This window comes from Affinundibacterium macrobrachii, assembly GCF_014652415.1.
Classification (GTDB): Bacteria; Pseudomonadota; Gammaproteobacteria; order Burkholderiales; family Burkholderiaceae_D; genus Undibacterium; species Undibacterium macrobrachii.
Genome location: NZ_BMYT01000004.1, coordinates 81,688 through 103,822, shown reverse-complemented (window position 1 = coordinate 103,822; position 22,135 = coordinate 81,688). Strand labels below are relative to the sequence as shown.

The 22,135-nt window shown below is 43.9% G+C and carries 26 protein-coding genes; 9 read left to right on the top strand and 17 right to left on the bottom strand.

Annotation, left to right across the window (positions count from 1 at the left end; all coding sequences use genetic code 11):
• Nucleotides 1-105: 105 nt before the first annotated feature.
• Nucleotides 106-1,671 carry a S10 family peptidase gene (locus tag IE103_RS12505; RefSeq protein WP_189346471.1) on the bottom strand — a complete coding sequence of 522 codons (1,566 nt, stop codon included), beginning with the start codon at nucleotides 1,669-1,671 and terminating at the stop codon, nucleotides 106-108.
• 458 nt (nucleotides 1,672-2,129) lie between these two features.
• Between IE103_RS12505 and IE103_RS12500 the strand changes: the two genes are divergently transcribed.
• Entirely contained in the window at nucleotides 2,130-2,474 is a 345-nt protein-coding gene (locus IE103_RS12500) for a hypothetical protein (protein WP_189346470.1), read from the top strand.
• 147 nt (nucleotides 2,475-2,621) lie between these two features.
• Here IE103_RS12500 and IE103_RS12495 read toward each other — a convergent pair whose 3' ends face one another.
• Genes IE103_RS12495 through IE103_RS12485 form a run of 3 tightly spaced genes read right to left on the bottom strand, consistent with a single transcriptional unit; the run spans nucleotide 2,622 to nucleotide 5,622 of the window.
• Nucleotides 2,622-4,184: a Dyp-type peroxidase gene (locus IE103_RS12495; protein ID WP_189346469.1), complete on the bottom strand. Its 1,563-nt coding sequence runs from the start codon at nucleotides 4,182-4,184 to the stop codon at nucleotides 2,622-2,624.
• A gap of 12 nt (nucleotides 4,185-4,196) precedes the next feature.
• Entirely contained in the window at nucleotides 4,197-4,898 is a 702-nt protein-coding gene (locus IE103_RS12490) for a hypothetical protein (RefSeq protein WP_189346468.1), read from the bottom strand.
• Nucleotides 4,888-5,622 carry a hypothetical protein gene (locus IE103_RS12485; protein WP_229827267.1) on the bottom strand — a complete coding sequence of 245 codons (735 nt, stop codon included), beginning with the start codon at nucleotides 5,620-5,622 and terminating at the stop codon, nucleotides 4,888-4,890. The genes IE103_RS12490 and IE103_RS12485 overlap by 11 nt, the downstream gene beginning before the upstream one ends.
• A 532-nt stretch (nucleotides 5,623-6,154) precedes the next feature.
• Between IE103_RS12485 and IE103_RS12480 the strand changes: the two genes are divergently transcribed.
• The 3 genes from IE103_RS12480 to IE103_RS12470 all read left to right on the top strand — a co-directional run bounded on the left by IE103_RS12480 (nucleotide 6,155) and on the right by IE103_RS12470 (nucleotide 7,338).
• Complete coding sequence (locus tag IE103_RS12480) at nucleotides 6,155-6,571, top strand: hypothetical protein (protein WP_189346467.1); 417 nt, start codon at nucleotides 6,155-6,157, stop codon at nucleotides 6,569-6,571.
• Nucleotides 6,568-6,759 (top strand): helix-turn-helix transcriptional regulator, encoded by a 192-nt coding sequence (locus tag IE103_RS12475; RefSeq protein ID WP_189346466.1) that lies wholly within the window; start codon nucleotides 6,568-6,570, stop codon nucleotides 6,757-6,759. The genes IE103_RS12480 and IE103_RS12475 overlap by 4 nt, the downstream gene beginning before the upstream one ends.
• A gap of 315 nt (nucleotides 6,760-7,074) precedes the next feature.
• Nucleotides 7,075-7,338: a DUF2249 domain-containing protein gene (locus IE103_RS12470; protein ID WP_189346465.1), complete on the top strand. Its 264-nt coding sequence runs from the start codon at nucleotides 7,075-7,077 to the stop codon at nucleotides 7,336-7,338.
• 30 nt (nucleotides 7,339-7,368) lie between these two features.
• On the opposite strand, the gene IE103_RS12465 is transcribed toward IE103_RS12470, so the two are convergent.
• The 8 genes from IE103_RS12465 to IE103_RS12430 all read right to left on the bottom strand — a co-directional run bounded on the left by IE103_RS12465 (nucleotide 7,369) and on the right by IE103_RS12430 (nucleotide 12,580).
• Nucleotides 7,369-7,881 (bottom strand): hypothetical protein, encoded by a 513-nt coding sequence (locus IE103_RS12465; RefSeq protein WP_189346464.1) that lies wholly within the window; start codon nucleotides 7,879-7,881, stop codon nucleotides 7,369-7,371.
• Between the two features lie 78 nt (nucleotides 7,882-7,959).
• Nucleotides 7,960-8,358 (bottom strand): cupin domain-containing protein, encoded by a 399-nt coding sequence (locus IE103_RS12460; protein WP_189346463.1) that lies wholly within the window; start codon nucleotides 8,356-8,358, stop codon nucleotides 7,960-7,962.
• A 224-nt stretch (nucleotides 8,359-8,582) separates the two neighbouring features.
• Nucleotides 8,583-9,179 carry a hypothetical protein gene (locus IE103_RS12455; RefSeq protein WP_189346462.1) on the bottom strand — a complete coding sequence of 199 codons (597 nt, stop codon included), beginning with the start codon at nucleotides 9,177-9,179 and terminating at the stop codon, nucleotides 8,583-8,585.
• Between the two features lie 131 nt (nucleotides 9,180-9,310).
• Nucleotides 9,311-10,291, bottom strand: coding sequence for an NAD(P)-dependent alcohol dehydrogenase (locus IE103_RS12450; RefSeq protein ID WP_189346461.1), 981 nt, complete (start codon nucleotides 10,289-10,291; stop codon nucleotides 9,311-9,313).
• Nucleotides 10,292-10,516: 225 nt separating this feature from the next.
• Complete coding sequence (locus IE103_RS12445) at nucleotides 10,517-11,020, bottom strand: hypothetical protein (RefSeq protein WP_189346460.1); 504 nt, start codon at nucleotides 11,018-11,020, stop codon at nucleotides 10,517-10,519.
• A 132-nt stretch (nucleotides 11,021-11,152) separates the two neighbouring features.
• Nucleotides 11,153-11,698, bottom strand: coding sequence for an isochorismatase family protein (locus IE103_RS12440; RefSeq protein WP_189346459.1), 546 nt, complete (start codon nucleotides 11,696-11,698; stop codon nucleotides 11,153-11,155).
• A gap of 273 nt (nucleotides 11,699-11,971) precedes the next feature.
• Nucleotides 11,972-12,385 carry a phytanoyl-CoA dioxygenase family protein gene (locus IE103_RS12435; protein WP_189346458.1) on the bottom strand — a complete coding sequence of 138 codons (414 nt, stop codon included), beginning with the start codon at nucleotides 12,383-12,385 and terminating at the stop codon, nucleotides 11,972-11,974.
• A 36-nt stretch (nucleotides 12,386-12,421) separates the two neighbouring features.
• Nucleotides 12,422-12,580, bottom strand: coding sequence for a hypothetical protein (locus tag IE103_RS12430; protein WP_189346457.1), 159 nt, complete (start codon nucleotides 12,578-12,580; stop codon nucleotides 12,422-12,424).
• A gap of 299 nt (nucleotides 12,581-12,879) precedes the next feature.
• Between IE103_RS12430 and IE103_RS12425 the strand changes: the two genes are divergently transcribed.
• Entirely contained in the window at nucleotides 12,880-13,053 is a 174-nt protein-coding gene (locus IE103_RS12425; RefSeq protein WP_189346456.1) for a hypothetical protein, read from the top strand.
• A gap of 144 nt (nucleotides 13,054-13,197) precedes the next feature.
• Here the strand turns inward: IE103_RS12425 and IE103_RS12420 are convergent, their stop codons facing one another.
• From IE103_RS12420 to IE103_RS12400, 5 genes are all read right to left on the bottom strand, one after another.
• Complete coding sequence (locus tag IE103_RS12420; protein ID WP_189346455.1) at nucleotides 13,198-13,602, bottom strand: hypothetical protein; 405 nt, start codon at nucleotides 13,600-13,602, stop codon at nucleotides 13,198-13,200.
• Between the two features lie 139 nt (nucleotides 13,603-13,741).
• Complete coding sequence (locus tag IE103_RS12415; protein ID WP_189346454.1) at nucleotides 13,742-14,305, bottom strand: hypothetical protein; 564 nt, start codon at nucleotides 14,303-14,305, stop codon at nucleotides 13,742-13,744.
• A gap of 2 nt (nucleotides 14,306-14,307) precedes the next feature.
• Nucleotides 14,308-14,730 (bottom strand): DUF4259 domain-containing protein, encoded by a 423-nt coding sequence (locus IE103_RS12410; protein WP_189346453.1) that lies wholly within the window; start codon nucleotides 14,728-14,730, stop codon nucleotides 14,308-14,310.
• A 102-nt stretch (nucleotides 14,731-14,832) separates the two neighbouring features.
• A complete protein-coding gene (locus IE103_RS12405; protein WP_189346452.1) occupies nucleotides 14,833-15,348 on the bottom strand; it encodes a DUF5063 domain-containing protein in 516 nt (171 codons plus the stop codon).
• Between the two features lie 23 nt (nucleotides 15,349-15,371).
• Nucleotides 15,372-15,683 carry a hypothetical protein gene (locus IE103_RS12400; protein ID WP_189346451.1) on the bottom strand — a complete coding sequence of 104 codons (312 nt, stop codon included), beginning with the start codon at nucleotides 15,681-15,683 and terminating at the stop codon, nucleotides 15,372-15,374.
• A gap of 355 nt (nucleotides 15,684-16,038) precedes the next feature.
• On the opposite strand from IE103_RS12400, the gene IE103_RS12395 reads away from it, so the two are divergent.
• The 4 genes from IE103_RS12395 (at nucleotide 16,039) to IE103_RS12380 (ending at nucleotide 22,111) form a co-directional block, all read left to right on the top strand.
• Nucleotides 16,039-17,022 carry an integron integrase gene (locus tag IE103_RS12395; RefSeq protein ID WP_189346450.1) on the top strand — a complete coding sequence of 328 codons (984 nt, stop codon included), beginning with the start codon at nucleotides 16,039-16,041 and terminating at the stop codon, nucleotides 17,020-17,022.
• Between the two features lie 586 nt (nucleotides 17,023-17,608).
• Complete coding sequence (gene groES, locus IE103_RS12390; RefSeq protein ID WP_189346449.1) at nucleotides 17,609-17,899, top strand: co-chaperone GroES; 291 nt, start codon at nucleotides 17,609-17,611, stop codon at nucleotides 17,897-17,899.
• A 208-nt stretch (nucleotides 17,900-18,107) separates the two neighbouring features.
• A complete protein-coding gene (gene groL, locus IE103_RS12385) occupies nucleotides 18,108-19,757 on the top strand; it encodes a chaperonin GroEL (RefSeq protein ID WP_189346448.1) in 1,650 nt (549 codons plus the stop codon).
• Between the two features lie 365 nt (nucleotides 19,758-20,122).
• Nucleotides 20,123-22,111: an OPT family oligopeptide transporter gene (locus IE103_RS12380; RefSeq protein WP_189346447.1), complete on the top strand. Its 1,989-nt coding sequence runs from the start codon at nucleotides 20,123-20,125 to the stop codon at nucleotides 22,109-22,111.
• The last annotated feature ends 24 nt before the right edge of the window (nucleotides 22,112-22,135 follow it).

The following is a 22,135-nucleotide window of genomic DNA, read 5'->3' as shown; positions in this document are numbered from 1 at the left end:
ATATCAGAACTCCCTATTTTTATAAGTACATCATTCAGACTTGATGTCTATGAATCACACATCTGATTCACCACAGACGAAGCAAGCGAAAATGACTAACGGACTTCAGTATTTAGCCGCTTGTCCAGGTGCTGGTGTCGCCTTCTTAATGAACTCACGGATGTGTTCATTCGATGTCACCAAGTCTTCAGAACGCAAATACATCATGTGACCACTACGGTAGCCTTTAAACTCCATGCGATCTTTCATCTTGCCGCTAGGATCGATCTGCCACATCGTGTATTTGGCGTCGAAGTAATTGGTCGCGCCATCATAGTAACCGGATTGCACCAACAAACGCATGTAAGGATTTTCTGCCATCGCTAAACGCAAATCCTCACCTGTATTGTCGTTACTGTTATCCCACGGACGCACTGGGCCAAACATATTGTACTTAACGTCAGTCTTGTACTTTAAGACGTCACGCAGGTAATGATTAATCGCTGGCGTGAAAGAATGCAACCATGAAGTCAACTCAGCATTGTAGTCAGGCCCACTACCCGCTTCGATACGATCAATCCCTAAGTAGCGTGAATCTAAACGCCCAACCGTCTGACCGCGTGTGCGCAATAACTCTTTCCAGAAATAAGCTGGAGGCATCGCTAAATTGTGCTGCATGATCACTGTTTCAGATACGCCTGCATAACGCGCGACTTTGGCAGCGATGTGTTGGCGCTGTACTGGATCGATGAAACCACCTTTCGACAATGCAGGAATAAATTCATTTAAGGTGAAGTTTTCGGATTCCGCCAATACCTCGTTCAAATCCCGTTTTTGTAAATCTGCTGGCAGTACTTTATGATGCCATGCAGTCGCCGTGTAATAAGGCAAGTTCAAAGCATCTTTCACTGGACCGTCACGCTTAATTCCCAAACCAGTTGGTGACACCAAAATGACTCCGTTCAAATACATCCAATGATTGTTTTGCAGCTCTTTCGCCAAACCAGAAACGCGGGTCGTTCCATAGCTTTCACCAATCAAATATTTTGGTGAATTCCAACGACTCGTGCGTGACACAAAAGTATTCAGCCATTCAGCCAAATAAGCGATATCAGCATTCACGCCAAAAAACTGCGACCGATCGGCTTTAGGGTCTAAGATACGTGAGAAACCAGTATTAACCGGATCGATATACACGATGTCTGCAACATCAAGAATGGAATGCGGATTATCGCGCACGCCATACGGTTGTACTGGATAACCTTCGTCATCGATATTCAACATTTTCGGACCGGTGTAGGCGACATGCATCCACACTGAGGCAGAGCCTGGACCACCGTTAAACGAAATTACCAATGGGCGTTTATCTTTGTTTGTCACATCGCTACGTTGATAGTAGGTATAAAACAAAGAGGCAATCACTTTGCCGTCTTTGTCCCACACTGGTTGCGTACCAGCGGTGGCTTTGTAAGGAACAAGCTTGCCCTTGATTGTGACTTGCCCAGTAGAATGCACCGCTGATTCAGCGGGCAATAAACGCTCATTCACCGTTGCAGCTTTTGACTTATCTACTGATGCTGCTGAAACTGCTGTAGCAGCATTCGCCGGATTTGCAGCGCTATTGCTATCTTGCGCGTATGCATTTGCAATGCAAAAGGCCATGCTAGCCAATAAGAATTTTGTGGTTTTCATCGTCTCGGTATTCCATTATCTTTGTTATATGTTGATCGACACTATTGAATCATCAATTGAGCAAGATCCCTTTTCACAACACGCACAGCAATACAGCTTGCGCCCTTTTTTGCACCTACTACTAACTAATTTGCGACTTATAAAAGCTCTAAAATGCTTTTAACAAGCAGCGCATTGGAAGGAAAATATAAGAAAAAGTTCCCATGCTAATTTTGTTCGTTTTAGAATAACAACACAAGCGATTGATATCGCGACAATCAACCATAACTATCGACAAACAACGTTAACAAGAAATCGCCTCACAATACAACAACTTGCGTGAGTTCTCACCCAGCCAAAAAAACCTCTACACTATCTGCTAAAGACTGAGTCATTTGCATTGAGAGTCAGCGATTTATAATTGGGCTAAAGAGTCGATCATGCCAAATACTTACAATAGAAATGAATAGGAATACATCATGAGCAACAATACCGACATCGAAATCTGCGGCAGTTTCAAAGCAACCGACTCCACTGGCAAAGAACATAGCATCAAAGGCATTCGCATTTACGATGAAGGCTATGGGATTATCGATGTGTTCGTCGACTTCGCCGCGCCAATGGAAGCAGGAACTTACCGAGACAAAACGTTGGTACAACAAATTCTGAACCAGTTGCGTAAGATTGGCTATGTCGGACCGGACTTTGAAGCGACCGATCCAAGCTTACAAGAACGTAAAATGATCGTATTAGAAGCACCTGAAGAATTCTGCCAGTTTGCAAAAACCAAGGGTTGGAAGAATTTAGCGGAAGAGTTTGAATAAACTTGCTTAGGCAAAAGCCAAAATAAGTAAATAGAAATAAGCGAAGAAATCAATAAACCTACCTACATCAAAACAAAACAAGCGCAAAAAGCATTCCGCTTCTTGCGCTTGTTTTATTCAAGCTCTTAGTTTGCAAAAAAACTGCGCTTAGGTAGGATCGATAACTCCCATCGCAATCATTCTCAATGCCGTCATACTCGGCACGAAGAAATACTCACCGCCGCGCGTTTCCACCAAACGCGGGATCTTACTCAAGAAATACGGAGCTTGATCGCTATCAGGATCTACTTGCAGCACCGCTTTACTCGGAAATTGTTCATCTGCACTATGATTTCCTAGCAAAATTTCTTTATCGCTACCCGCTTGAAAATCATTACCGTAGTTGATCCATTGCTGTTGCACAAATTCGAATTGGCGAGCGATATCTGCGTTTAACATCATAATCACTATGCCATGATTACCATCATCCCGACTACGATCTTTCACCTGTCCATATGGCAAACCGCGACGCAAGAGTCGACGACGGTTAGTCAGGGCACCAGGCGTATCGAAAGCATCTTTATTGAAGATCATACTGCCGGGCTTTTCGCCTTTGACCATTTCTAATGATGCACGAGGATTGATCCGACGTATGTGCGCACTGAATGGACATTTCGCGCCACTCATATCGTCATCGTAGGTGAAGTCACTCAACAATTTATCTTTACCTTGTTGATCTGCACCCATCAATGCCATATCGAATTTTGCTTTACTTTCTGCATCAGGGGCTTTCACCAATGGAGCACCGTTATCACGCCAACGTCCTACAAATTTGGCAGCTAATAACTCTTTACCGCCTGGGTATTTTTTCCCATGTTCTTCTAAATACGCATCAAAAGTAGCGACATTTTCATGCAATTTGCGATAAACCATATAGGTACCATTGCGTGATAACAGTATCGGTTGTGGTGCTGGTGGATATTCATGTGCTTCATCAATATGCCCTAACAAAAATTCACCAGTTGCCAATGGCGCCCAGCTACCATCGTCCATTTGTTTGCCACGGCCTTCTACATTTAAATCGTAGTTTGGTGTTCCTTCAAAGACTGGGTCACCAATGCCATCTGTGTAGCCAAAGTGTTCTTTCGAGGTTGGCTTGCCATCTTCCATGACCACTTTAACGTCTTGGTAATCGAGTAGCTGTCCATCATCAGCGCGATGTCCGCCCAATATAACAACGCCACCTTGATGCTGCTCCACCACCGACAACAACCATTGATAGCTTTCCTCAAGCAAAGCGGGAAGTCGCGCATTTAAAGAAATGAAAATATGCACATCGCGTTCACGTGTTTCGCGATTGCCAACCCAAATTGGGTCCCAGTGTTCAGGAGAACTAGCACCATCGTCTCCCAAAATATCACGCCTATCTTTCATGCCGGCGACAAATTCACGCGAAAAACCAATCAAGGACGCACGTGGTAAATCTAACTCTTTTAAACCTTGATACGCAAAAGCGATATTCACAGTCCAATTCGGTTGTTTAATTTGCCCTGCGCCATCACCCCACTCGACTGCGGTTGTCACACGCTTGCTTACGGCAGCAACAAAAGCACGACCAAGATCAGAATCTCGAATATTCAAAAAAACATAGCGCGCGACAGGATAACCAAAACGCCCATATGCGCGAATCACATTGCCCTGTATATCGGTTAAATCTAATTGTTTAGTCACAGCATCACCTATTTATAGTCTGTATTTACCGGCGGACCAAGTCGGCGCGGCGAGATTGGTCGGAGCAACGCGCTGCATAAAAGCTTGCAAATTCATTTTGATCGTCGCCGCATCTAAGCCTTGATTTTCAATGGTGAACTTAGCAAATTCTTGCTTGAGATAAAGCGCCTTTAATTGTTCTTCTAGTGGTTCATCATTGGAACCATTAAAAAACAAGGAAGCTGGTAACTGGCATTTTTTCATGTAACGAATAAATGACTCTGCATCATGCACTGAATCAAAGCCGTAACAGTATTGCCAAATCTCTTGAACACGCACGCCAATTGCTTGCCACATGCCGCGCAAATAGCCATCAAGGTCGGCATTTTCGCCGCCATGAAAATTACAAGAAAACACCAAGTAACGATTTTTTAAATGGTCCTCTTTAGGCAAGGTATTACGTCGCACTGAATCGGGCACTGCAGGCAAAAAATCGGTCAACGTATCCAATACGCCACCAGTCGGTAAAGACTCGGTGTACACATCATCTAGCACAAAGAAACGGCATAGATAAGTTTGAGGCACCTTCGCCATCGGGCTATTGTGCTCAAAATTCCATTGCTGCAACTGATCACGGATCACATCGGCATAAGCAATTTCATCTGCTGTGTAGGCATCCTTGATCGGCGACAAAATGGTCAAAGCATAAGCTCTACCGCTAACATTACCTGCCATGTTGCTCTCCTTTGCTATTGGTAGAGTTCGCCAATTCCATGCCACGATCTAGCATTGCTTGCTCTGCGATTTCTTGTTTTAAACGACCATCATGCCAGCGTTGGCGACGCTGCACCTGATACGCCGACATACTAATAATCGGGGTTGGGTGCATTTCACCTAAGTCGTGCTGCAAGCCGCGCACCAAGGCGTTATAGCGCTTCATAAACGCTTCATCACTTGCATCTAAGGGCTGCTTTTGAAACGCGATCAAGGCGTCTTTCACCGCCTTCGCACTCTTGATATCGTTGGATGCTGCTAATGGATAGGCGTTGTAGTAGTGAATAGTTTCAATTTGGTTGTAGCGAATATAGTTATGAAATGGCGTCAGTGGAACTGACTTTGGATAACGAATATTCCACTTCCAAAACAAATCCAATCCACCTGGAATAGCGAAGGTGAATGAATCCACATACTGATCCCAGCTACCGTTAAAGTTACTGAAGAACAGCATGTAGGAATAATTTAATTCCTCTCGGGGCTGCTTAGGGTCGAGATGCGGAAACTGCCTCCTACCAATAATCACCCAGCGCGCATAGTGAATCAAAGATAAGGTAATCAAGCCTTTCAGGGTCGAAGGCTTCTTTAATGCTATCCAAAAAATCAGTTTATTCAGCCAAACTGTGTACCACCGTATCGGTGTAATCACATTCATGGCATAGGCTTTGCCCGCAATATTCGACATGCTTTCCCCTCTTTCCTAAAAAAACTTCTAGCATCGACAAGCTCGCCTCGGGCATCAGTATCCAAAGTGAGCCGTAACATTTTTACTTGTGAATAGCGCAAAAGTTTGCTATTTCAATTTAGTAAAGTCAATTCATACAGAAACTATTTCTTGGTTTCGTCGTATTTATGAACACGACAAACAAGCTCCTCGAACATCAAGCAAATCCGATGCCATCCTGCTTGCATAGATTATTAACCATGACTAACGCATCTCTTGTGCTGCATCACATCCACTAAATCGCTTCACATAAGACTGAATAGTCCCTTGAAACAACAAACAAGATATTCACGCAAGAACATGTAAAGCATGCTTGACATATTTTTTTATTCGTTTATGATGTCAACTAAGCTTTACACAGCAATGTTTTTGAACATGTAAAGCGAGATTGGCACAACACATTAACTGGCATGACGAAAAACCGTCTTGCTTTTTTTATGCGAAGCTGTGTCAAGCCAACTTTACATTTATTTTTCAATGCCAAAGGAAATCTATGTTCAACAATGAATATTCTAAAAAAGAAAAAAAAGACGCAAAAAAATATAGCAGCGAACTAGGGATCAGCATCATCCTCTACACCGCTGTCTTGTTCGCATCCATTTATATCGCTAAGCCTATGGAAAACGGCTGGTTACGTACCGCCATCGTATTGACACCTATCTTCCCAGCACTTGGCGCATTCTGGGCCATCATTCGTCATTTTCGACGCATGGACGAATACATGCGCGTTTGGCTACTCGAAGCCTTAGCTCTAGCTGGTGGCTTAACTGCCGTGTTCAGTTTTAGCTATGGTTTTCTAGAAGGAATGGGCTATCCCAAACTAAGCGGCTTTGTGATCTATGTCGTGTTTATGGGCAGCTGGGGCTTAATCACCCTCGTGCGCAAATTTATCTTGGAGCGCGAACAATGAGAAACATCGTAAAAGAACTGCGCACCGAGAAAGAATGGAGCCAAGCAACGCTCGCCGATCATCTAGAAGTATCGCGCCAAACCGTCAATGCCATTGAAACAGGCCGCTATGATCCCAGCTTGCCACTCGCGTTCACAATTAGTCGATTATTTGGTAAACCGATTGAGAAGATATTTTTTGAGGATTGAGCCCAACTGAAATAACGACGCACACAGTGCAAATAAATGACAGCTTATCTAGATCAGATAAGCTGTTTTTCTGTCGGTTATACGTGTGCTCTACGCAATCTAAGTAAGGCAAGCTATCAATAAAAAAAGCCACCTGACTCAAGCTTACAAGTACGAGAGTGATCCGCAAAACTGATCGTCATCAAGATAACTGATCGCGCGTTTTAATTCCTTTCGCCAATTAAAAAATTTCAACGTAGGCTTATCGAACTGAGCTTGATCTTGAGCTTCATTTTGAAACGCAACAACAATTTTAAACACGCAAAGAGGATACTTATGCCACACGATTGCGCACGCCCGCTGACCGATGCGGGAACTTATGCTTTTGATGCACGCGGCGTTGCTAAACGCTTTCGTCATGCCGCTATTTTTGGCGCACTTTCTGCATTGATGCCGGGAGAAACTATGCGCTTTTGTAATGACCATGATCCTATCCCGCTATTGCATCAAATTGGCGATCACTTTGGTGACAAAATTAAAATGGCGTATATCTCACGCGAACCGGGTGAAATTGTGATCGACTTTTTGGTGACTGCCTAATCCGACTTGCCATTCACTTTAGCGATTAGACTAATTTGTATGTCGATCGGCACTAAATAAGGCGATATGTTTCGGAAAAATAATTGCGGGATTGAGATGTGCTAATGCTTGGTACAACTGTTTTCTGTCATAAGAAAAGTTGGGACTCAATGCATAGCTCTTTCCATCCCGCATGATGATGCGAATCGAACTTAGCATCGCTTCGCTATCAGTCGATTGTCTTACTTCGACGATCTCTGAGGGATTAACCGAAAAAGTCCATTCTTTAAACATAGGATGAAACGTCGTCAATTCATGCTGATTTAATCGAATAAAGAAGCTTGCAGGATTACGAAGCAACCACACAATCAACAACAGCAAGAACACTTCAGCGATAATGAGTACAATCAAAATAATGTTTTGTGTTTGCTCGAACTGCTCGCTACTTCGAACCAAATATAAAAACGCACCAAGCACCATCGGCAAAAAAATCACATTGATAGCCGCCACCTTTGCTTGCTGCTGTCGACTACGTGCGTAATAAAAAAGGTCTGCTTCTTGCATTGTTGACGCCCATCTCCTGAAATTTCATGAATGCCAGTAAAGCATTGATTACGATTTAAGCTTAGTATCACTCAATGATTATGCTGTTGGCGGCTGCTCAGCATGTTCTGTTCCTTCGCCAGGGGTCATAAACACGATACGGCATGTCTCTTTAACTTTAGCTGTATGCCAAGTTGCTCTTGGCACGATCAATGTTGTTCCAACTTGATCAAACTGAATAGATACAACTTCACCGTTTTGCATCAGCTGGATTTCTGCAGCACCAGCCAGCAGCAGTAATATCTCATCACCAGCAGGATGCATTTCCCAGCTCGGCCAATCTGCATCAAAGCGATATTCAGCCACCAAAATACAAGACCGAAAATTCTGAAAATTCGCATCCAAATCAGGATAGAGGCTCGGCGATACTGGCACCGAATGCGCGCACAACTTCGAATCAAGCACGATAAAGTTTGATGATAATGTACTTGCTTTCATAATGCGTTTCCTCAAATCGATAAAGAGATAATCTGCATGCGACTTTATTGCGCTGGACTATCAATCCGGCTTGCTGATGTCGAAGAGAGTTTAACGCAATCTAGCAAAATTGTTTCGCCAATTTGCCACCTCATTCTATGGACAAATACATCGACGTGGCTAACCGCTCAAAGCCACTTAGTAATCACTGAGCACTCACAGCCCAAACTCAACATGAGGGTAAACTAGCTTTGCATGACTAATCGCGCTTCGACTACGGAAGAACGGAATTGTTTTATACGATGTCGTGCATCTCGAAGCATCCAATTACGTGCATGCGGACCAACCCAAACTTGCAAATCTGGCTTAGTTGGATTCGCAGAGACATTCAAACCGAGAGAACTCTCCGGCAAATTTGGATTAAACCATTCAATGATCGCATTGCTGTATTCACGTTTAAGGTAGCTTGAATATAACTTAAATCGTTGACTCAAGGCTTTGGTTTGGGCTTCATTTGCACCAGAAGTAGATACGGCAAGGCGCCCTTCTGTAAGCACCTGATCGATTAACTGTGAACGTAAGAACTGAATAGTAAGAAACTCTGAATCGCAATACCAATCACCACACTCATGTACGTATCGCGATTGCAATCTATCCGCATCTTGATTTGACCACACGATACAATAGTTTCCGTTGATATCTGCTAATGATTGATGCACCTTAGGATTAGGCGCTTGCCAACGAGGTCCATCAATTAAAAAAATATCTGAACTTGCAAGACATTTGCTGAAGAAATCAGCTTCGTCATTTGGATGCATTACAAAGCGAATTTGACTTTTCATATACACACGCGAATGAGCGAATTTATTAACGCAAGGATGCACGAATGTGCCGAATCAAGAAATCGCAAAATCAAGTTCACCAAAATTAGCGAGAAGATTAACTAACAATCGATCCAACAGCAGCTAATATTTCATCGATTATGTGAAAAAGTCAGCACAAGATTGCCGCGCTTATGACCAGAGTCAACATGACGATGTGCTTCGACAATCTGTTCAAACGGAATACGCTTATCAATCACGGGTTTGAATTTGCCTGCCTCTGCTAGTTCGGCTAAAAATCGCAAGTCTTCTACGCGAGAAGTCACTGGTCCGGCGATAACTTTTTTTCGACTACGCAGCGAAACGAGCGAAGCGCCGAGCATGTCGGTTAATCCAGCCAGCACCAATAGCAAACGTCCATTATCAGTCAGCGAATCCTTGCAGCGAGCGTATGGCGCCGTCCCTACCGTATCGACAATCACATCATAGGTCTGCGCATGATTAGTAAAATCTTGTTGGGTATAGTCGATGACATGATCTGCGCCTATCGACTTGAGCAATTCCACATTTGCGCCGCTACATACCGCAGTGACATTTGCACCAAAATGTTTAGCCAATTGTACGACTGCGCTACCAACACAGCCCGACGCGCCATTCACAAGAACTTTTTCGCCAGCTTGTAGCTTCGCACGTCGCAAGAAATCCAAAGCAGTTGTGCCGCCAAATGAGAGCGCAGCAGCCTCATCGTAACTACAGTTCACTGGCTTCAAGGCAATCAATCCAGTGTGTGGCATGCACTTGTACTCGGCATGACAACCCAATGCCGCGTCACTAAACGCAAAGACATGGTCACCTACTTTAAAATTGCTTACATTACTTCCAACCAATTCAATCACACCCGCTAATTCAGAACCGAGAATAGGCTGCTTTGGTTTTGTTATGCCAAACACCAAACGCATAATCCATCCAAATCCAGCCGGCACAGTCAGACTACGAACGCGCCAATCAGCAGAAGTCACCGTGCTCGCCAACACTTTAATCAACACTTCATTTGCCTTTGGTTGCGGTCGCGGAATTTCTCTAATCTGAACTACCTCTGGCGCGCCATATCTTTCGTACATTGCTGCTTTCATCTCTGATCCCAATCACGGCTACTGCGTTTTTAAACCAACTAAGCTAAGAAAAAATCAATAACCAAATTTAAAAACAAATTTAAATTAATAAATATAATAAGCTACAAAAGCATTAATTTAAAACAGCAATAAATCAATTTAATTTAAGTGCAGTGCCGACGCACCAAGGTGCAGTCGTATAAAAATCAGAAAACGCACAGCGAAGCGCCTTAGAGCATGAACAAGTCAGCGCGACGTAGCTTGAACCAAAGCCATTGCCTCGGCATAAAGTGGGAACTGCGGAGTGATATCAAAATAAGCAGATGCCAAGCCATCAACGGCTTTTTGGCACTGAACGAGTTTGTCGCCTTTTGAAAAAAATTGTTGAACAATCGCAGACCCTTGCGCCACCACGATATCGCGATATTGTTTTTTCTCACTCTCCAAACCATCCTTGCCACGCTTAGATGCAATCTCGGCAAACAAGGCATTTTGGTACTTAGTTAGAGCATCAACAAATTTCGCATTGCGTCCTAACCAAGCGGTTTGGGTTTCTTTGACATACGACTCTGGCTTATTCAACAAGGTCTGACACTCTTTGGCTAAAGTCCCAACCACAAAGTATTGCATTCCAATAATCGTATGCGCCTCAGTCAACGCTGCTGAGGTCTGAATGCCTTCAACTTGCGCCGCCACATTTTTTGAAAACAGTGCGATACAACAAGCGGTACACAAAACAATCATGCGCATATGAGCTTTCCCTTAATCAAGTGATTCAATTCAAGCGATCAAACTAAAACAAGATCTCGTCATAAATATACCTAATGGTCACGCAAATCATGAATACCTAGATCAATCAATATTAATCTACTACGAATGAGACTAGATATTACTGAGATAGTTCGCAATAATGGTCTTGGTATCGGCAACGACAATCTCTGATTCAGAAGTAATTAGATTCGTCCAAACCCAATTATGGTGCTCGACAATCGCATCAGCTTTCAAATGCGGTCTGTCGCCAGTTGTATGCGCATCTGCGGCAACTATCACTGGCAACTGATGGCTCACCGCAGATCGTACTGTCGTATCAACACAAAAATCGGTAGCTGCTCCACAAAAAATAACGCGCTGAGCATCAAGCGCGAGTATTTGATTCAACAAATTAGTTTTATAAAATGCATCGCACAAAGTCTTGTGTACAAAAGTATCTGTCACTTGTTGTGCTATATCCACATGAATTTGCCAACCCTCACTACCTTCTTCAAGACCTTCTGCCGCATCACCATTGTGTTGAACATGAATTACCTTGCCACCCGACGAGCGCGTAGCATCTATCAACTGATTAATATTTGAAATGACCAAGTCCTGCTTAAAGCGAGGTGTTTCAAACAAAGCTTTTTGCATATCAATTACCACTAACACATTCATCGTCTATCCTAAATTTAGAAACTCTCAAATCAACAATTTAAACGTCCACTAATTTGCTGCAATCACTATCTAACAAGGTCTCGAAATATCCCGTACAACAAATTTCATTTTTTCATATAACGTGACAATCAAGCTTTCTGTAAAAATGTTATTCGTCGAAGAAAACCAATACGTAACAATTTCGCATTAAGCTCAAGTTATCTAACTGCGAGACGAATCCATACCGCTCATCAATTAACTTCTTAGATTTATTACGTGTTTAACTTAGGCAAGTTAGACCGCGAAATTCCAAATCAAACCATCGGAATTAAACTTGGGGGCAAATAAAAAGTGTAATACTCTGCGTCGGCTAGATCCTCGAGATTTCGACGATGAATGCAGTAGAGTAGGTCGCATCACAAGCACATCGCCAATATCCGCCAGACATCGAACCAAGCCATTACGCTCACGAATGCTCAACGACTGTGCCACGTTCAAACGTCCCAAACCATGCGACCCAGGCACAACACAAAGCGGCCCGTCATCATCCTCACAACGATCAAGATGAACTCGCACGGCTACAAGGTTTGCGAGCAAGGATTCTGAAGCGTGCACGAACGTGCCACCGGCCTTGAGAGAGTAACCCGACCAACTCAGATCCACACATTCAGGCAATACCGGCACACTCAAGTCCTGGTGCAAGCCCACCAGCCAGTTTCTAGAGGCTGATTTCTCGAACAAAATTCATTGGATAGCAACATAGTCTTCCGGCATAAGGGACTGAGCCACGAGTAAGCTTCGCAATTGCGCAGCCAAACTCCTACGCCACTCCTCAGCCAACACTTCACGATCGCCCGCCCTACCTTCTTGCGAGACCGAACAGAACTCGACAAGCTCTGCCACCTGCTCCCCTGTTAAGACGTCCTGAAGCAAGATGAAGCCATTCTTGGCAAAATGTGCTGCTGGCATACTGATTTAATGTTGAATTGAAATACGCGAAAACAAACCCACAAAAATTAAAATTATACGAACTGTCGCTTCCCTTACGAAGCTGAAACTAGAACTCATAAATTGCTTCCGTCGAGTTTGAGTCCGCAGTTTAAGCATTTTTTTGAGAAAATGTTATGCACATGGGGCGAAAAAAAACCAGTGCCATAGCGTTTGACGTGAAATTTCATGCCACATCTTGGACAAAGATATGAGTGCATAAAGAAACTGAGAAAGAACCCAACAAAAGCCCAGAAAAAAAAGAAACGGAAAATTGGCAGAACCGCTTGTTTGAATTCCAACGGAAGCACCAAAAAGCTAGCGGCAAAGAGAAAGGTGACGAGCCATGGAAAAAGACAAACAAACCTAAGTGTGCGCAAAAAATTTAGCTTATTTTGGATCTCTACTTGTGTCTTTGGTGTGTCTGACATATTGAGCTCTAATGAAAAAGTGATGTACGCCGCGAACTAGGGCTTGCACAAGGGGCAAACAGTACCACGACGTCACTATCGGCCGTCAAGTTAGAGTGCATTTTACGGAGCACCATAGAAAGAGAGAGTAATTTCAAATCCCAATTCACCTGCTGCTTCTATGAAAGCTGCGGGCAGTCGATAACTTGGCCATGGCCGATCTTCAGTCGCCAAATCATAGAGGCCAAAATCAATAACCGAAAATTTGAACTTCATTGACTTAATCAACATCAGATCATTTTTATGTTTCCGAATATAAGAAAGTGCTTCACGTGCTTGCTTCTCGATAGCCCCTCCATGTGATCCAGAGAGTACGATATTAAACCCCGAATTTTCGACTGGGCCGCGGCTTTTAGGAAACCCAGGGTCGCCGCGAAAATACACCTTCGATGGCTCCAAAGAAGAATCGCGAAGTAACCGTTTGATTTTGATGGTTGATCCTGAAATGCGTAAAATACAAGCGGGCATATGAACTCTAACGCCGAGCTAAGCGGCAGTTTTTAAGTTGTAGTTTTGTGGAATATTTTTGCGCAGCAAAACCACAAAACTGCGACTTAAAAACTGTCCAAGGAGCGAAGCGAATGATGCTTCAGCGACTTGTTACACTTTACTGATTTACCACAAATGGTTCTGATTTTCCTAGAAAAACTCTAGCACTATTTTCGTTATTCCAAGCGCCTTGGGCAATTGCTCTGTATTTCCTTCCCTTTTCAACCTTACCGCACCCCAATTTACTAAAATTAAAATCCAAACTTAAACTATTTTTTGGCTCTACAACAGTAGTCACTGCATTACATTTTGCCAAACAAGGACAAGATATATCATAGATAAATAAAACCCATTCGTTATTAATAAACTGTTGGAGCGATAGTGACTTAAATTGCACTGGACTGTTTGTTATGTTTTCAAGATGTACGCTAATGGATTCTTTTTCCGCAGACGGACTTTTGTAGAGAGTCAAATTTAAAGGCGTTTCTGCACTCGCAAAACCATTAAGGCAAGTTAGAGTCAATAGCAGCCAGAGAGGTTTCATTTTTTTACTCCGTGTAACGTTAAGTTCAGCGGCAGCTTTTAAGGTGCGGTTTTGTGGAATACTTTTGCGCAGCAAAACCACAAAAATGCGACTTAAAAGCTGTCCAGTGGAGCGAAGCGGAACGGCGCTGGAACGCATTGTTAAGCATTTTCTAGCGACTGACCGAGTTTATTTTGAATACCACACCACTCTTCAAAGTGCTCAGAATCTTTCCAGAGCTCTTTCAGCTCAGATGACGAAGTAATTTTCTCAAGCGCCTGCTTTGCGAGCTTTATATGAGTTGAAGTAAATTCGGGCTTCTTTCCGAAGAGAAACCCTTTTTTCGTAGACAACCAGATTTTTACTTCTTCAGGAACATTTGAGAAATCAGCGTTCTTATATGCAGATATTATTTCAATTGAAACTAAAGCCTCAGAACAGATTGATGATTCTAAATATTCTTGATTTGATAGAACTGAGTTTATAGGGAATAAAAGCTTTTCTATTCCAGATGATTCGATAATGTCAGAAACCCAATCAAGCGCATCATCATTTTCAAAATTTCCTACCGCCCATGCTCCCATGCTCTTTCCTCTATGATTGCTTAACGCAAAAGTGATGTGCGCCGCACGTTGCAGCTTGCACGAAAGGTGAACAATAGCACGGCGTCACTATCGGCCGTCTTGTTAAGCGACAACATCGCGATGCTCTGCAAGCCAACAGTGCAAGGCATAAATTCCACCCGCAGCATGACGCCCCCAATGTTGCCAATAGCTCTGCTTCCACTCCCAGACGGCTGCCTGTACATGTCCAGACCTGAAAAGCGAAAGGCCACCCTTGAGATCGCGCCATATGTCAGCGAGGTCATCTGCCAAATCAGCTGTTGTCGCATCGTTCGGCACTTCCTGCGGGTCAAAGCAGTGCGAGTAGTAATTGAACGGTAGTGAGCCGAAGCGACGGTAGATGCTGTGCCAAGTTTCGTATGTGATTTCGGCCGGCTCTTCCTCACCAAACTCGGGCGGGAGTTGCAGGGCGAGTTGAGAGAGGTCGCATAAGAATTGATGTGCAATTTGCGCCTCCCTTTCTGGTGAAAGCGAACCGCCCTCGGCCCACTCGCAGAACTGTGCAGCCACTGTTGCGAATTTTTCAACCTGCGATGTCATGTCGGTCTGCCGCTTAACGTTGAGGTGAGCGGGAGCCATCGGCGATCCGATCGACCGCTATGTTATGCGATCTTTTCAATTGAGCCTCCCGAAATAGTTTGAAGAAACGCTGCAGTATTTTCGCAAAGAAATTTTGATGGAGAACGAACAGCAAGAATTAGCGGATTGTCAGAAATTGGACCTATGTTGACTTCGTCAAACTCAGACCCGCCTCGGAGGCGCAAGTAAAGTTCGGTCCATTCCGTATCCTCAGGCACGATGCTATCGCCATCGGAATCGATATTGCAACCAATTCCCCACAAACGATCAGCAACCAAGTAGAAGGGCGGGCGCGAACTAGGATTTACTAAGTGAATGATATATTCGTGATCCATTTCTTAGACTGCANCGAACTCTCCAAAATTTTGCCCGTTCAAATGCTTTATACCTGAAGCGATGATCGCCTGTCCGAATCAACGACTTGTCGTTATTCGCGCTGGTGTTCATCGCTTCACTAAATAGCATTTTTTTCGAGCTGTATAAACATACAGTTATTGTGTACTATATTTGGTTACCCAAATTTACACACTAGCTCTCTATTTCCAGGGAACTTGTTTTAAAGTGAAAAAACCGAAGTTAACATATTTATATAAATTTAGCAACGAAGTTTCAACTTGCTCGAAAGGCTTATATTTATTAGTTCTTTTTTGTTATACTGTATAAATATACAGTATAACAAGGGAGCCAAAAATGGAGTCAAAAGCACCTCGGTTGTTAGATCAAGTTCGTCAGAGCTTGCGTTATAAACATTACAGCCTTGCTACCGAAAAGCTGTATGTATATTGGATACGCTTCTTTATACGGTGGTCAGGTTTAAAACATCCGAAAGAGATGGGGGCACCTGAGGTGGAGGCATTTTTGTCTATGTTGGTCAACGAGCGCAACATCTCTTCCTCGACACATCGACAAGCGCTGAGCGCCATTCTGTATTTGTATAAGGAAGTCTTGAAAGTGGAATTGCCATGGCTGACGGAAATTGGCCGCCCTAAGGAAAAAAGGCATCTACCTGTTATCCTGACAAAACTTGAAGTGCAACAAGCAATTCAAGTTTTAGATTCCAGTAATATCATCTTTGGTCTTTTTGCCAAACTATTGTATGGAACAGGTATGCGTATTATGGAAGCGGCACGATTGCGGGTAAAAGATTTGGAATTTGATCATGGTGCGATACTCATTCGCGATGCGAAAGGAGCGAAAGATCGCGTCGTGATGTTGCCGCAAAGCCTTGTAACAGCTTTACGCGAACAATTAGCTCGTGTGCATGTAATTTGGGAAATCGACAGACGCGATCAGTTACCTGGCGTTGATATGCCGTTCGCATTAGCCAAAAAGTATCCTCGTGCTGATCAGAGTTGGGCTTGGTTTTGGGTGTTCCCACAGCAAACTTTATCAACAGATCCTCGCTCTGGCATAGTACGCCGACACCATCTTTATCCGCAGACTTTTCGACGTGCGTTTCAATTCGCACTAAAGAAGAATGCGTGTCATAAACCAGCTACTCCACACACATTAAGACATAGTTTTGCGACACATCTTCTACAAAGCGGCTGTGATATTCGCACTGTACAAGATTTGCTCGGACACAGCGATGTGAGCACTACCATGATCTATACGCATGTACTGAAGATTGCTGGAGGTGTGCGCAGCCCGCTCGACAATTTAGGTTTGTCTTAATCTACTTGCCTACATTACCAAACAAAAGCGCCAACTACTTTAGATAAGAAAGTGCTTTTCAATCTGCTCTATTGGTGGAGCTAGTTTCGAAGAGTTCATTTACTCTCATTCAATGTGATTTTACGGTAATTGATATCGCTATCTTTGCAAGCGATGATCGATCTACGATACATCGCCAATTCAAATCAAAGTAAGCATAAAAATGCATCTTATGAAATTAGAGTGCTGATCACTAATCTCATTATTCGCGAAGACAATCGTAAAAGTCATATTAAAAAAACTTTGCTAAGCCTCTGATTTTTAAAATAAAACCGCTATTTTCAACTTTCTTCCTTGAAAAAGCCCCACCCCGCCCATATAATTAGCACTCAGCGAGAGAGAGTGCTAACAATGATCTTTGTAAGCTTGTTGGTAGTTTCCTCTAGCAAGATTTTTTTAGCGAAATAAGACTTGAAAAGACTTGCGCTGTTCTTACTTAGTGCGCTGGACGTACTTAGTCGAGCAAAGCTGGATAGGTTTAAGTCATTTATTTTGCAATTTTATTTACTTTGGTAATTTTACTTTTGTAATTTTTTTAGGAGTTAGTATGAATCTTCGTCCCCTGCACGATCGCATTATCGTTAAACGTTTGGATCAAGAAACAAAAACAGCATCCGGTATCGTTTTGCCTGACGCGGCAGCTGAGAAACCAGATCAAGGTGAAGTACTGGCTGTAGGTAACGGCAAAGTATTAGACAACGGTACTGTGCGCGCTTTGGAAGTGAAAGTGGGTGACCGCGTATTGTTCGGTAAATATTCTGGTCAAGCTGTCAAAGTTGATGGCAATGAAGTGCTCGTAATGCGCGAAGAAGACATCTTCGCAATCGTCCAAAAATAAGGTACGACTAAGCTACTGCGCAGCCGAATCTTGAGCCTGCGATGCTCATCGTACTCTTGTACGATTACGCTTCTCGACTCAAGCTTCAACTGCTCGCTACGCTTACTCATACCTTCTTTACACGGTATTTATTTATCGAATTTGCGCTTCCTTTTGCGCGGATTCAAAAACAAATTCAGAATTTCATCCTTATTCGGAGAATATAAACATGGCAGCTAAACAAGTCGTATTTGGCGATGACGCACGTGCAAAAGTGGTTAACGGTGTTAACGTTTTGGCGAATGCAGTTAAAGTAACTTTGGGCCCTAAAGGTCGTAACGTTGTGTTGGAACGCTCTTATGGCGCACCTACAGTAACTAAAGACGGTGTGTCTGTTGCAAAAGAAATCGAGTTGAAAGACAAACTCGAAAACATGGGTGCACAATTGGTGAAAGAAGTTGCTTCTCGCACTTCTGACAACGCTGGTGACGGCACAACAACAGCGACAGTATTGGCACAAGCAATCGTTCGCGAAGGCTTCAAATATGTTGCAGCGGGTTTCAACCCAACAGATTTGAAACGCGGTATCGACAAAGCAGTGACAGCATTGGTCGCTGAAATCAAAACTTTGTCTCGCCCAACAGCAACAAACAAAGAAATCGCACAAGTCGGTTCTATCTCTGCAAACTCTGACCAAAACATCGGTGACATCATTGCTAAAGCAATGGACAAAGTGGGCAAAGAAGGCGTGATCACAGTTGAAGACGGTAAGTCTTTGGACAACGAATTGGATATCGTAGAAGGTATGCAATTTGACCGCGGTTACTTGTCTCCATACTTCATCAATAATCCAGAAAAACAATCTGTGATTTTGGAAAACCCATTCATCTTGTTGTTCGACAAGAAGATCTCCAACATCCGTGACTTGCTCCCAGTATTGGAACAAGTAGCAAAAGCAGGTCGTCCATTATTGATCATCGCAGAAGACGTAGATGGCGAAGCATTGGCAACTTTGGTTGTGAACAACATCCGTGGCATCTTGAAAACAGCAGCTGTTAAAGCACCTGGTTTCGGTGATCGTCGTAAAGCGATGTTGGAAGATATCGCGATTTTGACAGGCGGTAACGTGATCGCTGAAGAAGTTGGTTTGACTTTGGAAAAAGCAACTTTGCAAGATTTGGGTCAAGCAAAACGCGTAGAAATCGGCAAAGAAAACACCACAGTAATCGACGGCGCAGGCCAAGCGATCAACATCGAAGCACGTGTAAAACAAATCCGTGCACAGATCGAAGAAGCGACATCTGACTACGATCGTGAAAAATTGCAAGAACGCGTAGCGAAATTGGCTGGCGGTGTTGCAGTGATCAAAGTGGGTGCGGCTACTGAAGTTGAAATGAAAGAGAAAAAAGCACGCGTAGAAGACGCATTGCATGCAACACGTGCTGCGGTTGAAGAAGGTGTAGTTCCTGGTGGTGGCGTTGCTCTGTTGCGTGCTCGTGCAGCAGCTGGCGTGATCAAAGGCGACAATGCTGATCAAGACGCAGGTATCAAGTTGGTGTTGAAAGCAATCGAAGCACCATTGCGTGAAATCGTTGCTAATGCTGGTGGCGAAGCAAGTGTTGTGATCAATGCAGTAGTTGGTGGTTCTGGTAACTACGGCTTCAATGCAGCGAACGACACTTACGGCGACATGATCGAAATGGGTATTCTCGATCCAGCTAAAGTAACACGCTCTGCATTGCAAAACGCGGCTTCTGTTGCTGGCTTGATTTTGACAACCGACGCATTGGTTGCAGAATTACCAGAAGACAAACCAGCTGCTGGCGGCATGGGTGGTCACGATATGGGCGGCATGGGTGGTATGGGCGGCATGATGTAATTTGCCGTAACCGAACCAGAACCCCGCGTTCTACGTTCTGTTGTGCAAAGCCTCGTTACTTCGGTAACGAGGCTTTTTTATTGGCGCGTCGATAAGTGATTCTGTATGAGAATGTTGGTGAGTATATTGGTGAGAATGTTGGTGACCTGGTCGGTGCACGGATGTGAAGTAAGGATGCTGCTATCTACTAGTTAAATCGTACAAGTGTGCTTTCAAGTTTGCGCTCAACTCGCTTTATAGTTGCTTTTTAAATGCTTTAAAGTTTTTCAAAAATTGTTTGAATCTTCCAAAATCTTGCTTGAATTTCTTGACAGCACAATAACAGCCCTAGATACTTCTCGGACAATAAAAACGTGGAGATACCAGTGGCGATTCAACAGCTTAATGAAGAGCAAGTTAAATCTTGGTCGCGTCACCAAAAAGATCAATGGTGGCTAAATAATGTCTATCGCGGTGATATGGCGCAGTTAAGTTGGCGCTCTGGTTTGACTGGCTTTTTACTTGGCGGCATCCTATCAGCAACCGCCTTGTATATCGGCGCAAAAACTGGCATCTCGATTGGGGTGAATCTGATCTCGGTGATTTTGGCTTTTGGTTTATTCAAAGCCTTAGAAAACATTGGACTCGCCAATAACTTCACCATCCTTGAAAACAATTGCACCCAGTCGATCGCTACGTCTGCTGGCTATATGACGATGCCCTTGGTCGCTTGTTTGCCTGCTTACATGATGATTACTAAGATCATTCCAAGCTGGTGGCAGATGTTGATTTGGATGGTGATTATTGCGATCTTGGGTGTTCTGCTCGCCTTCCCGCTCAAACGTCGCTTTATCAATGAAGATCAACTCCCCTTCCCCGAAGGCAATGCTTGTGGTGTGGTACTCGACACGTTGTACAACGGCGATGCACAGAGCGGTTTGTTTAAAGCCAAATTATTAGCAAAAGTCGGTTTATGGACTGCTGCCTTACAAGTCATCTTGAGTGACGGTTGGATGAAGTTGATCCAATTTAAAATCCTCCGCATGGATCAATGGGCAGGCTTAACAGAACCTTGGCATTTAAAAGAACGCCTCGACACCTATTACTATTTGGCGGCGGTGAAATATGAATTGTGGATACCAAAAATCTTAGGCGTCGATTTCCGCACCTTAGGTTTACGATTGACGCTCGACGCGGCAATGTTGGGTGTAGGGGCACTAATGGGGATTCGTGTTGCGACCAGTTGCTTAATTGGCGCCATCCTCAATTTTGCAATTCTTGGCCCGATCATGATCAATCGTGGTGAGATCGCACCGCGCGTTGGTTTAGATGGACAAATCGTGCCCCTATCACGCGTAGAAATTTTGAATCAATGGTCTTTGTGGTGGGGCATCGTGATCATGGTGGTCGCCGCTTTAATCAGCTTATTCGCCAAGCCAGAAATTTTTAAAGGCTGGTCTCGCCTATTCAAGAAAGAAGCCAAGCCAGATACTACCCAAGATGTGTTGGCACATATCGAAGTCCCCTTATGGATTTCATATATTGGTGTGCCTATCTTTAGTTTACTGGGTGTTTGGGCTACCCATAGTTTCTTTGGTGTGCCTTGGATGTTCGCATTTATTTCCCTCGCTTTGGTTTATCTGCTAACAGTGATCTGCATTAATTCTATGGCCTTGACCTCATGGATTCCAACCAGTGGTTTATCAAAAATCACGCAATTCTCCATGGGAGCTTTGGACCGTAGTAATCCCGCTACCAACTTGATTCCAGCCGGTATGTCGGCAGAAGTCGCTTCTAGTGCAGCCAGCTTATTGTCTGACATAAAACCTGGCTACATGCTTGGCGGTAAACCAAGGCACCAAGTGCTAGGTCATGTGATAGGGATTTTCTCGGGCACCTTGGCGTGTATCCCTGTCTACTTCTTATTGTTCTTGCCTGCTGATGCGAATGGCGTCAGAGATACGGCAAAAATCGTGTCTGACCAGTTCGCCTTCCCTGCCGCAATGCAATGGAAAGGCGTTGCCGAATTAATCGGACATGGTTTTAGCAATTTATCGCATAGCGCAATTATCTCGATTATCGTGGCGGCAATCGCGGCGGTGGTATTTGAAACCGCCAGCATCATCAGTAAAGGCAAGTTCCCAATTTCTGCCATTTCGATAGGCTTGGGTGTCGTACTTCCACCTGAAGCGGTATTCACGATGTGGGTAGGTGCTTTTGTGTTCTGGCTGATGGAAAGAAAACATAAAACCAGCCCCAAAGAAAGTCTCGGCCATAAAGTTTGGGTTGATGGCATGCAAGCTGTCGCAGCCGGATTATTAGCTGGTTCTGCTTTAATCGGAATTGGTAATGCGCTTATCAACGTGGCGCTATAAGCGACTAGTACATCAAGCAAGCGA

Coding starts and splice junctions, on each gene's coding strand:
- IE103_RS12505 (WP_189346471.1), bottom strand. CDS start 1,671: ATGAAAACCACAAAATTCTTATTGGCTAGCATGGCCTTTTGCATTGCA.
- IE103_RS12500 (WP_189346470.1), top strand. CDS start 2,130: ATGAGCAACAATACCGACATCGAAATCTGCGGCAGTTTCAAAGCAACC.
- IE103_RS12490 (WP_189346468.1), bottom strand. CDS start 4,898: ATGGCAGGTAATGTTAGCGGTAGAGCTTATGCTTTGACCATTTTGTCG.
- IE103_RS12485 (WP_229827267.1), bottom strand. CDS start 5,622: ATGTCGAATATTGCGGGCAAAGCCTATGCCATGAATGTGATTACACCG.
- IE103_RS12480 (WP_189346467.1), top strand. CDS start 6,155: ATGTTCAACAATGAATATTCTAAAAAAGAAAAAAAAGACGCAAAAAAA.
- IE103_RS12475 (WP_189346466.1), top strand. CDS start 6,568: ATGAGAAACATCGTAAAAGAACTGCGCACCGAGAAAGAATGGAGCCAA.
- IE103_RS12470 (WP_189346465.1), top strand. CDS start 7,075: ATGCCACACGATTGCGCACGCCCGCTGACCGATGCGGGAACTTATGCT.
- IE103_RS12465 (WP_189346464.1), bottom strand. CDS start 7,881: ATGCAAGAAGCAGACCTTTTTTATTACGCACGTAGTCGACAGCAGCAA.
- IE103_RS12460 (WP_189346463.1), bottom strand. CDS start 8,358: ATGAAAGCAAGTACATTATCATCAAACTTTATCGTGCTTGATTCGAAG.
- IE103_RS12455 (WP_189346462.1), bottom strand. CDS start 9,179: ATGAAAAGTCAAATTCGCTTTGTAATGCATCCAAATGACGAAGCTGAT.
- IE103_RS12450 (WP_189346461.1), bottom strand. CDS start 10,291: ATGAAAGCAGCAATGTACGAAAGATATGGCGCGCCAGAGGTAGTTCAG.
- IE103_RS12445 (WP_189346460.1), bottom strand. CDS start 11,020: ATGCGCATGATTGTTTTGTGTACCGCTTGTTGTATCGCACTGTTTTCA.
- IE103_RS12440 (WP_189346459.1), bottom strand. CDS start 11,698: ATGAATGTGTTAGTGGTAATTGATATGCAAAAAGCTTTGTTTGAAACA.
- IE103_RS12420 (WP_189346455.1), bottom strand. CDS start 13,602: ATGCCCGCTTGTATTTTACGCATTTCAGGATCAACCATCAAAATCAAA.
- IE103_RS12415 (WP_189346454.1), bottom strand. CDS start 14,305: ATGCGTTCCAGCGCCGTTCCGCTTCGCTCCACTGGACAGCTTTTAAGT.
- IE103_RS12410 (WP_189346453.1), bottom strand. CDS start 14,730: ATGGGAGCATGGGCGGTAGGAAATTTTGAAAATGATGATGCGCTTGAT.
- IE103_RS12405 (WP_189346452.1), bottom strand. CDS start 15,348: ATGGCTCCCGCTCACCTCAACGTTAAGCGGCAGACCGACATGACATCG.
- IE103_RS12400 (WP_189346451.1), bottom strand. CDS start 15,683: ATGGATCACGAATATATCATTCACTTAGTAAATCCTAGTTCGCGCCCG.
- IE103_RS12395 (WP_189346450.1), top strand. CDS start 16,039: ATGGAGTCAAAAGCACCTCGGTTGTTAGATCAAGTTCGTCAGAGCTTG.
- groES (WP_189346449.1), top strand. CDS start 17,609: ATGAATCTTCGTCCCCTGCACGATCGCATTATCGTTAAACGTTTGGAT.
- groL (WP_189346448.1), top strand. CDS start 18,108: ATGGCAGCTAAACAAGTCGTATTTGGCGATGACGCACGTGCAAAAGTG.